Source organism: Virgibacillus dokdonensis (assembly GCF_900166595.1).
Classification (GTDB): Bacteria; Bacillota; Bacilli; order Bacillales; family Amphibacillaceae; genus Virgibacillus; species Virgibacillus dokdonensis.
On record NZ_LT745763.1, the window covers coordinates 61,050 to 74,350 of the forward strand.

The following is a 13,301-nucleotide window of genomic DNA, read 5'->3' on the forward strand; positions in this document are numbered from 1 at the left end:
AAGTTTATAGAATAAGAAAAACTCCTCTATTTAAGCATGGATTGGAAGCTTAACCGTAAAAATATTTCGATCCTTCACTGTATCTATTTGAATACTCCCACCATGCTGGTCGATAATTTCTTTCGTAATGGCAAGTCCTAATCCAGCTCCGCCTGTGTCTCTACTGCGGGAGGATTCAAGACGATAAAATCGTTGGAAAATCAATTCTCTTTCTTTGTTTGGGATTGGTTCACTAGGTCCGGAAACAGCAATATAATAGCCGTTATTTTGTTTTTGTCCGGTAATACGAATAGATCCTTTCCCCTTATAGTATTGAATCGCATTGTCTAAGAGATTACTTATGACTTGCTGCATTCCTTCTGCGTGGACATATACATCTGCTACTTCCGCTTGTAGTTCCAATTTGATCCCCGTTTGTTTTAGTGTCCAATGGAACATAGAAACACACTGCTCCAGAAGTGGTTTTACTGCCTGCATTTCTTTTCGGTTGTATGTGCTTGCATTCGTATAGTCCCATTGCTTTAACTGATCAAATTGGTCTAGCATCGAAGTAAGGCGTTGTGATTCTTGATAAAGCGCTACAAATAACGCTTGATTTCCCTCTATATCACCTGACTTCAATGCAGACAGATACCCATTAAGATTAGATAACGGTGTACGAAATTCATGGGAAATGTCGGAAACAAGCTTTTTTCGATCTGTTTCATTACGGTTCAGTTGCTCCATGAGTTGATTGTATTGCTGTACAAGTTGCCCGATTTCATCATTTCGGTAAACGGGAATAGGGTCTGGATATTTTCCGATTTGTAGCAATTGGGTTGCTTCCATTAATTCATGAATAGGCTGCAGTAATCTTTTAGATAAATAATAATATAAAATAGAAGCGACAACGATGGCGATGATAACAAATATCCAAACATAATTTAACAACGTTTGGTTAAATTGCTGTTGTCGTAGTTCATCGAGGTTTCCTACCCCAGCAGCTAAAAAACAAGCCGTATTATATAAAGCCCAACCGCTAATCCATAAAGCGACCCCTATGACAAAGAAATGTAAAAAAGTTAATCGCCATAGAAAGCTGACAGGCGCCAAGTTTATGAGTTTACGATGAATTTTGGACAAATTTATACCCCATTCCACGAACGGTTTGAATCCGTTTTGGCTTCGCTGGTTCTTCTTCAATTTTTTCCCGCAGTTTCTTAATATGTGCATCAATGGTTCGGTCTAATACCGTACTCTCTGCGTTAGGGTAGAGTTCTGTAACAAGTTGCTCTCGCGATAAAACATTATTTGGATGTTGCATAAACAGATAGAGAAGATTAAACTCAAAATTAGTTAGCTGTATGGACTTATTATGAAGCCATACCTCTCCTTTTCGCGGCTTAATGCAAAGTCCATCATAGACTATTTTTTGGCAGTAACTCCCTGTACGTCGCAATACTGCTTCTACATGTGCTATCAGTTCATTCGCATCAAATGGCTTTGTCATATAGTCGTCTGCCCCAATTTTTAGTCCTGTTATTCTATCTTCAATACTCGTCTTAGCAGAAAGCATAATAATAGAAACTTCGCCGTTTTCTTGTTGTTTTACCCATTCACAAAACTCCTCACCACTTACTTTCGGAAGCATTAAATCGAGGATGATGAGGCATGGGAGGTGCTTTATAAATACAGCTTTCGCTTCCTCTCCATCTGAAGCTTCTACAACACAGTATCCATTTTTTTCTAAATAAATGCGCACTAAATTACGTATCATTCTATCATCTTCAACGATCATAATTGTTTGCTTCATGATCTCACCTCAACCTTAGTGTAACGCAGTTGATGGAAAAAGTGATACTAGAAAGCTGCCGTTAGAGAAAGAAATTACTTTGAAGTGATCTTGATTTGATTCGTTCCAGTCGCTACGTTGCTAACCGGGCGCCCCGAGCCTTTGTTCTATTTGTTTCGTACAGCTTTCTTTACTCCATTTTTTCAAACTCTTGTACCATTAGATCATAGTTCATAGCTCCAAATGCTTTGTATTGAATAATACCATTACTGTCGACCATAAAAGTAGTCGGGATAGGCTGAATTTGGTAGGTATTTGCAACTTCTGTATTTTCGTCTTTTAAAATGGGAAACGTAAGTTCAAAATCAGTGACGAAGTTCTGGATCGTCATTAAATCACTTTCTGTTTCTGTTAAGTTAACAGCTAAAATATTTATATCCTTATTTTCATAGAATTTTTGCATATCTGGCATCTCTGCTCGACAAGGCGGACACCACGTAGCCCAGAAGTTCACCATCACACGTTCACCGCGTAATTCGGATAATTGAATCGATTCTCCGTCCATTGTAGACAAATTGAAATCAGGAGCGAGATTACCGACCTCTAAGCCAACTTCACTGGAATCCCCTGTTTTTTCCGTTTCACTTGTTTGATTTTCTTGTGTCGTGATTTGATTGCCACTTCCAGCAGGGGGCGCATCTACTTGTTCTGCAGTATCGTTGGATGACAATACAAAATCGTATAACGCCCACGAGAACATGCCCATTATAATAATAATCAAAATTGCTTTTTTCATAAATCTTTCCTCCTATCCTAAGTTGGTTAACCAAGTATCTTGAACGAGGTTTAATAAAAACGCAGAAATTCGTGGCATGAAGCCTGTAAATAGTAGAATACCCATGAGAATCATGATAACTCCACCGATTTTCATAATAATTCCACTATATCTAACGATCCATCTTGTAGAACCAAGAAAGAAAGTAAGGATAAGAAAAGGAAGTGCAAATCCGATGACATAAAATATCGTGTACCAAGCTCCCTGTGTCGGGTTAGCTGCTGCGACAATTAAAATGGACGCAAAAATAGGACCAATACATGGCGTCCAACCTGCTGCAAACCCCATCCCTACAAACACTGTACCTAAATATCCTACCGGTTTACTTGCAAAGCGAAATCGTTTCTCTTTCATAAAGGAAGTGATTTTTAACCAGCCACCAACAAATAAGCCCATGACAATAATGAAAATGCCGGCAATTCGCTGAATGAAATCTCCAGACTCTCCAGCTAAAAGCCCTTGAATCCATTGCCCCAAGAAAGAAACACCAATACCGAGACTAATAAATATGAGAGATACGCCAAACAAAAAGAAAATCGCATGAATAAGTAGCTTACTTCTAATCTTTACATTGTTATTCGTTTCTAATTCTTTCACACTCATTCCAGTTATGTAGGATAGATAGGCTGGAAAGATAGGTAATGTGCAAGGAGAAAGAAAAGAAAGCATTCCTGCTCCTAACGCTAACCATATTGTTAAATCTGCTGCTGCTGTCATGAAGACACCTTCTTTCGTTTAAATAAAAAAATACAGATATGAATCAACCCAACCATGACAAAGAAAAGTGGGTGGATCATATAATTGAAAATTGTAGTAAATGGTAGTATATAGCTAAGAATAAGTTTCCCAATCGTCCAAATGACGGTTAAGTATAGGAAAAGCATAGTGCTTTGCATTCTATCTTTAACCAATAGATAGATGAGTAAAAGAAGCAACATAAGGATAAAATTACCCCACGCTAAGGAATTATCTTGCCAAACGATATCGATAAATTGGTAAGTAAAAGAAGCTACCAATATGACAGGAATGGCGTTTATTAGTAAGTTTTGCAACTGCAATCCACTTTTTTTAACTTGGTACGTCATTTGTATGGTTAATAAAAGTAATGCAAGATAAAAAGCTTGGGCATCACTTGGATATGCTAAAACGGCAATTGGGTCAGAGAGAAATAATGGCAATTGTAAAATAATTTTAGCCACCCAAATGAATAAAATGAGATTAATTAAATAGGAAATGATGTGTTCTACATTTTTTCGTTTATCCTTACTCGACAGGTTGCTACTTAGGTAGTACGCTAGTAATCCAATAGAAAAGCTGATGACATTGGCTGCAAGGCTCATTAACACCGTAGTTGATGGCATATGTTTTCCTCCAAATTTCAAACGAATCTGATGATAGTATAAGTAAGAAATGTGAAAGTTTGATGAAAGAGAAAAAGAAAAAATAGATGTTTCGTTAAAAGGTATCGCTTTATATATTATTGGAATTTGATACAGATGAAGTAATAATACATTAGAAAGCTGAAAAAGAATGAATTATGTTACTATTATATTAGTTATGATATAACATAATGCTTTACACAGCTTATTAAAAGGAGCCTGATTTGATGACCCTTATTGCAAAGCAAGCCTACTTTAAAATGGAAAGAGTAGTATCAAGTCTACAGCAAGAGGATATCAAGCAGGAACGGATGTTATATTTGTATACGAATAAGGTCGTTACACAAAGGCGCGAGTTTCCTATCGACAATGTGTTAGATTTTTCCTATCGTCCTGTGTCTAACCAAGGGGGAATTTTATATTTACACTCATTACAAGGTGTATACACATATACAGTGGATTCATCTCCAGAAGAATTTATTCAAATCTTTCAGGAGTATTTTAAATAATATAGGGTAATGCCTTAGGTAGGAGAAAGGTTTACTTTACATGTTTACGTGATACGAATACAGCGAGGAGGTTGAGTAGCTCGATGGATTGCTTTTCTACAATAGAACAGGGTTGTTTAGTATAAGGAAATCACAGCTTTCTCCATATTAAATTGGTTATATGCTGGGCTGTTATAAAATGGGGGATTACATATAAGTGGGCGAACGATAGTATAAGAAACACTACAGCTTTCTCCATAGGAATTGGTGACAAGCCAAGTTTTTCTAATTATATTATCGATGGATTGTTCGTAGCAGAAAAGGATCTAAACGAACCAGGCATTAATTGTTGTTATTTAGCCTTTATACTCATAGATTTGGCTTTTCCTTGTGTAGGCTGACAGCAGTTTAGATGTCTAGGTGAGTAGGTTTAAGAACTTCCTTTAACTAGCAATTATTCATTAAGGGAGCGGGGCAGAAAAGTGGAGATCAAACATCTACAGTATTTTATGGAGGTAACGAAGACCGGAAGCTTCACGCAGGCTGCGAATCAACTATATATAACGCAACCTGCGATCAGTCGAATTATTAAATCGCTCGAAGAAGAGCTTGGAACGACGTTGTTCATTCGTTCTAGAAAGAAGCTTGTGCTAACGGAGGAAGGGCAGGTCGTGTATCAGCACGCGAAAAGTATAGAAGCTGAATATCAAACGTTATTATCGAATTTAGGTCAATTTAAGCAACTGAAAAAAGGACATATGCGAATTGGCCTTCCTTCGATTACAAATGGGTTTTTCTTTTCGCAATTAATTGCACCATTTCATCGCCAATACCCAGATATAACGTTTCAGTTAGAGGAAGATGGTTCAAAACGAATTGAAGAAAAAGTGCATCAAGGTGAATTGGACTTGGGGGTTGTTGTTTTGCCGGCAACTTACGGAGATTTTGCTTGCCATACTTTTATACATGAAGGGCTAAAGTTAGTTGTTCCAACGAGTCATAGGTTCGCTCGACGAAAAAGTATGACGTTACATGAACTAGAAGAAGAAGCGTTTATTATGTTTAATAAAGACTTTGCCCTACGTGACAGTATCGTAAAGGCTTGCCAAGAAGCAGGGTTTAAGCCAAAAATTATATTAGAAACATCGCAGCTGGATTTTATCGAGGAAATGGTAGCTTCGAATATCGGCGTTGCTATACTACCAGATAGCACATGTCAGGAGCTGACGAGAGAAGTCACTTCTGTACCAGTAACGAACCCTGCAATGGAATGGAAGCTAGCTTTAATTTGGAGGCGAGATTCTAATTTGTCTTATGTTATAAAGGAATTTATCCATTTTGCTGAAGAAAAATTGCACTATTAAGTATTAGGTTTATAAGCAAAACGAAGGCGTTTCAGCGCGACATAGACTTGGTGATAAGCCAAGTCTTTTTACATGTGGTCTAGTTTTTGTCTCCAAAATGCAGTTCTTTTATTAAGTTGGAAACGGAAAATTTTACCGAAAAGAACATCCTTACAGTGTTGCTTAAAAATGTGGAATTAATTACAGAGAAGCGTATATCTTCTGTTTGTAAAGCGTTTACATAACAGTTTGTTATGTGATGTATGGGATATTGGCATTTTACGCTTACGGTCAACGGGAATTATAATAGATGAGAAGCTGAAATTGAATAGATAAGGTGATACAATGCATGCGAAAAGAAGCAAGGATACACGGATCATTCAAAATGACCAAGTGTTAATTAATGACTTAAACAATTATCACACGTTGTTTGGCGGAGTGTTAATGAAGAAATTAGATGCATGTGCCACCTTGTCAGCAAGGAGACATGCAAGAGTCAAAGAATGTGTGACAGCATCTACGGACTCTGTTAATTTTAACTCGCCTATTCGTCAAAGCGATTCTGTCTGTATAGAATCCTTTGTAGCCTATACAGGAAAAAGCTCCATGGAAATCTTCTGTAAAGTCATTGCTGAAGATATGATTACTGCTGAACGTCGAATAGCGGCTACAGCGTTTTTAACGTTTGTTGCTTTAGATGAAAATAAAAAGCCGATCGAAGTTCCAAAAGTAATTCCAGAAACAGAAGAGGAAAAGTTTCTTTATGAGACTGGTGAAGAAAGAGCCAAAATTCGTCGATTAAAACGACAACAAAATAAGGATTTAGTTGCTAAACTTTCTATTAAAAAACCTTGGGATGAATAAAGGGAAGAAAAGGAGAGGTTTTCAATGATCATTACTTCTAGCTATGAGGAATTATTAGATGCGAAACGTGCAATCGCGTCATTTAGAGCAACTAAACCAGAAGAATATAAGCAATTCAAACGAATCATTCAATTTACGAGACAGCTACAGTTTAATTTTCAATATATGGGTTGTCTCATCATGGACGAGGATCCAAGTAAGTATCGACCACAAGTTAATGATGATTATATATTAAATGTGTATAAACGGGAGATTAACAAATTAAAAGAAGACCCGAAATCACAAGATATTAAGGCACTCTTAGGCGCTTATAAACAAATCGGTTATGGAAAGATATGTGAATTAATTTTAGGTAAACAACCCATTTCTTTAGTCGGCCCAGCCGTTGTATAGATGAAAAACACGCCAGTTTAGCTAGGCGTGTTTTCATGTTTACTTTGTCCCCACCAGCCTGCATACTTGTAAATGGCAATAATTACTGCAGCTCCAAGTAGGAGTACAAGAGGGATAACCCAAGTAAATCCGAGTCCAAATAAGATTGGAGCAAAGGTTACGATGATAATATCAACAGGGGCGACACCAATATAAGCAAGAGCATAATCTTCTGGAGTACGACTCTTAAGTTCAGGGTCGACAATACGTAATAGAGCTAGTCCCATAGCGACAGTGCCAGTACTCCATCCCCAACCAAAAATAGATTTTTCTAACCAAAAATCTTTAAATATATTGGGGCCAACAAAATGGAATAATACATATGCCCAAATTGTTCCGAAGGCGAATAAGAAAAGTAGCGGTAAAGCGTAGTCGATAACGACAGTGATGTTAATTGATGCAATACCGAAAGCGACGAGAAAATCTGTAGCTGTTCCGCCAATTCGCTCCATTACACGTTGGTCAATATATTCATCTGATTTTACTCTCCGGCTAATTGCTTGAAACAATAAACCCAGAACAAAGGCAACACTGAATAGTGGCACGGAAACAGATGGTATTAAATCTGACAGAATATTTGTAATCCAATAGGATACACCAATGACAAAGGCGATAATCGCCAAGTGTAGTACAAGGGGGTCGATAGAACTGGATGACACAGTTTCTTGTCCCATATGGAAACGTTTGGATTTAGGTATAAGCCCAGATTTTAACTCAGTAGGAAGGTCCTTAAAGCTCGTAATAAATTTCGTTTTTCCTTTTTCAGTACTATGCTTAATAAGAAATAGTCCACCTAATACTGCAATGAGAATGCCTACGGTTGCAGAGGTCATCGCTAAATCCATTGCTTCTTTCCAGCCAGCATGAGCTAATCCTTCGCCAATTGCTGCTGCTGTACCATGTCCACCTAAAAACCCTGCACCTAAGACGAGACCGAACCCGCTAGGTAAGTCTGAAAAGATGGGATTTAAAATAAGCAATGCAAAAAGAACACCAATCCCCCACATGGATAGGGTAAGGATCATGGAATAAGAGAACATATTGCGAACGCGGTGAAACACTTCAGATAAGTGTACTTTTGCTGCGCCAATTGGGATAGCAGCAAAAATGACAGCAATGAGTAACCCAGGATAAGCGCTAAATTGATTGGAGAAAGGTAATATACCAAAGCCACTTGGACCAAATGCAAGTCCGAGAAATCCTGCAATCATACTAGCAGGTAGAAATAAAGCTTGAATCCATTTTACTTTTGCTCGTAAAATAGTTCCGACCAAAAGTAATCCAGAAATAATGCTAAGATCAATCATGAAAGACCAAATTGTGAAATTTTCCAATAAAATTCCCCCTTATCGAAATTTTTGTAAAATAATAATTAGAGTTTGTTGCGAAATGTGTACGAAATTAATGATGACTTACTAATAATGCGAGGTTTTCAAGCGTGCAGGCAACTCATTATATCATAAAATGACATGTTATGGGCCTTTTCGATAAATGATGTAATGTTGTTAATAATAGGGGAAATTTGATAAAAGCATCGGTTTTTGTAAAATGCTGTATAAGGAGCAATTTTCTGTCGGTAAATGAATTCTGGAGATAAGGTACGGACTTCCATAAATTATAATCGAGAATTTTACAAGCCGTTTAGGGGAAAGATCCCTTAACGGCTTCTTGAAAATGCACTTGTTAATGGTTGATTCTACCAGCCGTATCTCTTTGCATCCCATCTATTTTCAATGATTTCTTGTTTCTTTATGACTAAGGTTTCATGGGCGACGTCTTTTTCTACATTAAGCCCAGGATATAAAGCGGAATTACTGCCAACTTTGACACCTGGAAAGAAAACGTTATTAATACCTGTGCGAGTATAATCTCCTATAAAAATCGCATTTGAATTCTCCGGCGTGTAAATCCGACCTGTCATGTTGTGCGGCTGTTTTGTATCATTAAATCTTAAAATCCCAGCTACGCACGCTGCTGCAATGTCGACATATCGTCCGATGACACCAAACATCTCGCTATAATGAACAGCAGAAACGCCTTTCATAGAAACCCCTTTAAATTCTGCATTATGTCCAAATTTATTCTCTTTGCCGATGACAGTTGGTCCTTCCATTTTTGCGTGGTCCTTCACATAAGAATGGTCGCCAATGAGTATGTTTCCATTTAAAATGGCTCCATTATCAATGACCACATGATCGCCTACGATGAGGTTCCCATTTACGACCACATTTTTCCCTACATAAGAGTGGTCGCCAATTTTTATAACACCATGAATAGAAGCTGTTTTATCTATTTTTGCACTTGGGCTAATATCATTTTCTGTCATTTGCTTAACCAGCAAATCCAAATGATACACATTAGCATTTAAAATGTCCCAAGAAAACCTCAGTTGAAAAACTTCATTCTCGGCAAGCTTACATTTTATTTGTGATCCATCATCCAAATACTGATTCAATCCGTTTTCAATGAAAAACGAATCTGGAATCATGGAACCAGAAATTCTTTTTTCGAAGCCATCTGAACTATGAATGATATATTGTAATGCGGCTTTACTTAAACAATACACCCCTGCTACTTGATGTGTAACATAACGATCCCTAGGATGTCCTAAGAAATATTGAATGTCATCATTTTCTACGTTGGCGCAGATGGCTTCTGTGCTTTCTTTCTTCTCTGTTAATAATACGGAATCTTCGGCATGATGATGTAGTATTTTCTTGAGATCTTCGTTAACAAAGACATAGTCTGATTTTACAATGACCGTTTTTTCATCTAAGCTTGGATAGATTCCAGCTAAGAAGCTTCGGAAATCGTTAAAATTACCATGCAGCTGAATACCCGAATATTTCCATAATAGATGGGTGACTTGCTTTGGTTGATGTCCTAAAAACACATGTATATCCTTGGGGTTTATGCCATTTTTTATAAAAAAATCAACCTGATGAATAATATTAGAAACATTTAAAACTTCTAAACAAGCGGGTTGCCATTTATCGTAAGGGAATAGTTTTTCCTCATAATCGCTACATAGCAGTATCACTTTCATATGGAACTCTCCTTTGGAATTAGGCTTGATACCCAAAATGTGTGGTTCGCTTTCACTCTTGCATTATAGGAAAATATAAAATTAGATGCTTGTGTATAACAACATAACGGAATAGCCACGTCCGGCTCCAGCGCCCAGCAACTAGGTAGGCGACTTCGCGAAGTCATCATAAGGTTCGTGACTAAGAGGAAGGACGACTAAAAACGAGCTTCCCGCCCTACGTTGGCATACTCCTGTTTTAGTGGCATAATTCCTAAATCTTTCGTTGATGCTTTCCACTCGCTATGTTGTTAAACGGGCGCCGAGCCTTTGTTTTGTACTAGCGATACACGGTATGCATGAGATGAAATGAATCTGTTTGGTACAATGCGAAGCCGAGATTAAAAGGCTTTCCATTTTTTAAATAGGCAATGTTTTTTATGTCAATAAGCGGTGAGCCAATCGGAACGTTTAAATGCTGCGCAGAGGCTTTATCAGCTAATAGAGCTGAAATCCTTTGATCGACATATTCGTATTCGATTCCTTTTTCTTTTAAATGTTCATAAATGGATTGCTTACAAATGTCTTCGGTTAATTCTCCGACTAAGTGGTAATCAAAATACTCTAACTCGTAAGACACTGCTACATTATTCGCATAGCGAATTCGTTCGACAAGCCACAACGGATCACCTACATGCATTTGCATATCTGTAGCTTGATCTTCCTCCGCAGCTACTTTAGCAAGCCGCAACAAGTTAGTTGAAGGAGTTAGCCCTCTGTTTTTTGCTTCAGAAGTAAAGCCTATTCCTGGCTTAAAACCTAAATATTTAGGTAGGGGGTTTACAAATGTTCCAACTCCTTTTTTCTTAGATAACACTTTTTCATTCACTAATTCTTCCAATGCTTTTCTTACCGTTATTCTAGAGACGTTAAGCTTTTCTGCTAATTCTAATTCTGATTCAATTAATTGATGCGGCTGATAAATTCTTTTTTCAATTTGCTCTAAAATATACTGTTTTACGATTTGGTATTTCGCTACATTCGATTTCATATCATTGCATTCCTTTTCAATAATCTAATAGCTTCATTGTATCATGCATAAGAAATGGATTATAAAATGCACTATTTCCAATATCCATAGTAGGTATCAAAGATTTTTTCATTGTATTTATCAGCGCCATCTACGTTTGAGCTTTTAAAAACAGGTACTTCTAAACCAGCTTCTTTTAACTTGTAAATAACGCCTATAATGATTGCTTGGGCAATCCCGATACTTGTAAAATCAGATGTTGGTCCTAACCCCGTATGAACACCTTCCATCATGTACGCTGCATCCCCTTTAGGAGCGTGATTATCGATGGTTACATCTGCAATGTCGTACATTTTTTTATTTGAAGCATGTCTGGAGGATACATTGGTGGAATGATCCATGGATGTTAGAGCAACTACACTGGCGCCTAGTTTTTTTGCTTCTAAACACATTTCTACAGGAACATTATTTCTGCCAGAATTTGAAACGACCATTAACGTATCTTTGCCATCCACCTTGTATAAGTTCAACATACTTTTTGCATATCCATCCAGTCTTTCTAAATACGTACTTTTATTTGGCATCTCATGTAACATAAGTTCTGGAGGCAACATACCTTTTACATATGCTAATCCACCAGCTCGAATATATATTTCTTCAGCTACCATATGGGAATGACCTGAACCAAATACATAAAATCGAGCACCTTGTTTACAGCTTTGGAAGATCAGGTCGGCTGCTTTTTCTATAGCGTCAACCTCATTTTCTTCTACAGATTTCCAAGTGTCTGTTAAATAATTTAGATAGCGAACAATTTCTTCTTTTGTCTGCATGCCTATTCCTCCTTTGATGTTATGTGTACATGTTATAACATGTGTTTAATACATGTCAAGTTAATTGGTGATTTTCTTAACATAACCGTGTATAGCTTTAAGAAAGCAAGTATTGTGTTTATTCCGCACATTATGTACTGTATGGATTGCCATTGATTGTATGATTTGACATGAGGCTTATTCAAAGCTACAACCAGTTATAGCAGCGAAGAAACAAAACTAATTTAAAAAAAGAGCTTCGAATCCTTTGTCTAAGAGGATTTAAAGCTCTCTAATACCTTTATTTAAGTTGTCCATTGTTTATTTCGATATAAGTTGTTGTAGCACTAGCATTACTAGAGATTTTTCTCAATAAGAGCCTCTAGTTTCTCTGGCAAATCATCCACATCATCAAATCCATAGCGTAGTACAACGTTGCTTTCATCTAAATCAAAATTTTCTGCGAGCGGATGATCATCGTTTCTCATTTTTCGATCAACTTCGATAACGGCTACAACCTCTGATTCGTAGACAAAAAATAAAGCTTCTAATTCATCAAGTTTCCGTTTATATTTCCCTTCCTCTGGCTTAAATTCAAATTCTTGAACTATCGGAAACTCCTTTCTTAATCCAAAGGAGATGGGGGTGAACTCACATTCTACTTCTTTTAATTCCAATCCGAAGCTGTCTGCGGCATCAAGGAAAGCGTCAACTAATGGGTGTGGATCAACGTGGATGTGGTCTTTATCTCTTGGATCAAGCGCTTTTTTAATATCCATGCCTGTTTCCAACCAAACCCTTGTTTTTCCTAAAGTTGCTGGTGTACGTACAGGTAGTTGGAAGCTAAAAGGGATCGACTTCTTTTCGCCTTCTTGAATAACAAATTCGTCTGTAAGCTTAAAGCGTCCCAGTACATGCCGCACATTATCATCTTCATTATCCCCTATTTCTGACGTATAATTTGTTGCAACGGTTACATAAACTTGGTCAATTCGCTGTTCCGAATTGCCTCCTTCTATGTCTAAGACACCTTCCACCGTTTCCCCAGGTTTAAAGTCCTCAGTGTCTATTTTAGCATCAACTTGTGCAGAACCAATACCAATAGAATGAAACAATTTTTTAAACATATGTATACTCCTCTCTGTTCTTTTGTAGAATAAGAAATGTGGCTTGTCGCTATCAATACTTGGCGACAAGCCGATTTTATTGAATATTAAAAACACTGGATTTTTTATCCTTTCCTACAGTATAAATGAAAAATCGATATATTTATAGGAAAGTTTACAAATTTTCGTTTTAAGTTTTGTTTGATTTGGTAGAAT

At 37.2% G+C, this 13,301-nt stretch carries 14 protein-coding genes; 4 read left to right on the plus strand and 10 right to left on the minus strand.

Features of this window, described 5'->3' with window-relative positions:
• Positions 1-30 precede the first annotated feature (30 nt).
• The 5 genes from B2C77_RS02130 to B2C77_RS02150 form a co-directional block, all read right to left on the minus strand.
• Positions 31-1,122 carry a sensor histidine kinase gene (locus B2C77_RS02130; protein WP_164085421.1) on the minus strand — a complete coding sequence of 364 codons (1,092 nt, stop codon included), beginning with the start codon at positions 1,120-1,122 and terminating at the stop codon, positions 31-33.
• Entirely contained in the window at positions 1,103-1,792 is a 690-nt protein-coding gene (locus tag B2C77_RS02135) for a response regulator transcription factor (RefSeq protein ID WP_077702198.1), read from the minus strand. Before B2C77_RS02135 ends, B2C77_RS02130 begins: the two co-directional genes overlap by 20 nt.
• A 169-nt stretch (positions 1,793-1,961) precedes the next feature.
• Positions 1,962-2,567 carry a redoxin domain-containing protein gene (locus tag B2C77_RS02140; RefSeq protein ID WP_077702199.1) on the minus strand — a complete coding sequence of 202 codons (606 nt, stop codon included), beginning with the start codon at positions 2,565-2,567 and terminating at the stop codon, positions 1,962-1,964.
• Between the two features lie 12 nt (positions 2,568-2,579).
• Positions 2,580-3,323 carry a cytochrome c biogenesis CcdA family protein gene (locus tag B2C77_RS02145; protein ID WP_077702200.1) on the minus strand — a complete coding sequence of 248 codons (744 nt, stop codon included), beginning with the start codon at positions 3,321-3,323 and terminating at the stop codon, positions 2,580-2,582.
• Positions 3,320-3,967: a hypothetical protein gene (locus B2C77_RS02150; protein ID WP_077702201.1), complete on the minus strand. Its 648-nt coding sequence runs from the start codon at positions 3,965-3,967 to the stop codon at positions 3,320-3,322. Before B2C77_RS02150 ends, B2C77_RS02145 begins: the two co-directional genes overlap by 4 nt.
• A 245-nt stretch (positions 3,968-4,212) precedes the next feature.
• Here B2C77_RS02150 and B2C77_RS02155 point away from each other — a divergent pair, with 245 nt between their 5' ends.
• The 4 genes from B2C77_RS02155 (at position 4,213) to B2C77_RS02170 (ending at position 7,073) form a co-directional block, all read left to right on the plus strand.
• A complete protein-coding gene (locus B2C77_RS02155) occupies positions 4,213-4,494 on the plus strand; it encodes a hypothetical protein (RefSeq protein WP_077702202.1) in 282 nt (93 codons plus the stop codon).
• Between the two features lie 461 nt (positions 4,495-4,955).
• The gene (locus B2C77_RS02160; RefSeq protein WP_077702203.1) at positions 4,956-5,837 is read left to right on the plus strand and encodes a LysR family transcriptional regulator; all 882 of its coding nucleotides are present in this window, start codon (positions 4,956-4,958) and stop codon (positions 5,835-5,837) included.
• 324 nt (positions 5,838-6,161) lie between these two features.
• On the plus strand, positions 6,162-6,680 hold the full coding sequence (locus B2C77_RS02165; protein WP_077702204.1) for an acyl-CoA thioesterase: 519 nt from the start codon (positions 6,162-6,164) through the stop codon (positions 6,678-6,680).
• 24 nt (positions 6,681-6,704) lie between these two features.
• Complete coding sequence (locus B2C77_RS02170; RefSeq protein WP_077702205.1) at positions 6,705-7,073, plus strand: hypothetical protein; 369 nt, start codon at positions 6,705-6,707, stop codon at positions 7,071-7,073.
• A gap of 17 nt (positions 7,074-7,090) precedes the next feature.
• Here B2C77_RS02170 and B2C77_RS02175 read toward each other — a convergent pair whose 3' ends face one another.
• The 5 genes from B2C77_RS02175 to B2C77_RS02195 form a co-directional block, all read right to left on the minus strand.
• Positions 7,091-8,446, minus strand: a complete 1,356-nt coding sequence (locus B2C77_RS02175) for a sodium/glutamate symporter (RefSeq protein WP_077702206.1) — start codon at positions 8,444-8,446, stop codon at positions 7,091-7,093.
• Between the two features lie 362 nt (positions 8,447-8,808).
• Positions 8,809-10,158 carry a glycosyltransferase gene (locus B2C77_RS02180; protein WP_077702207.1) on the minus strand — a complete coding sequence of 450 codons (1,350 nt, stop codon included), beginning with the start codon at positions 10,156-10,158 and terminating at the stop codon, positions 8,809-8,811.
• A 319-nt stretch (positions 10,159-10,477) separates the two neighbouring features.
• Entirely contained in the window at positions 10,478-11,188 is a 711-nt protein-coding gene (locus B2C77_RS02185; RefSeq protein ID WP_077702208.1) for a GntR family transcriptional regulator, read from the minus strand.
• A 71-nt stretch (positions 11,189-11,259) separates the two neighbouring features.
• A complete protein-coding gene (locus tag B2C77_RS02190) occupies positions 11,260-12,000 on the minus strand; it encodes an SIS domain-containing protein (RefSeq protein WP_077702209.1) in 741 nt (246 codons plus the stop codon).
• 335 nt (positions 12,001-12,335) lie between these two features.
• A complete protein-coding gene (locus B2C77_RS02195; protein WP_077702210.1) occupies positions 12,336-13,106 on the minus strand; it encodes a sporulation protein in 771 nt (256 codons plus the stop codon).
• Positions 13,107-13,301: the final 195 nt, after the last annotated feature.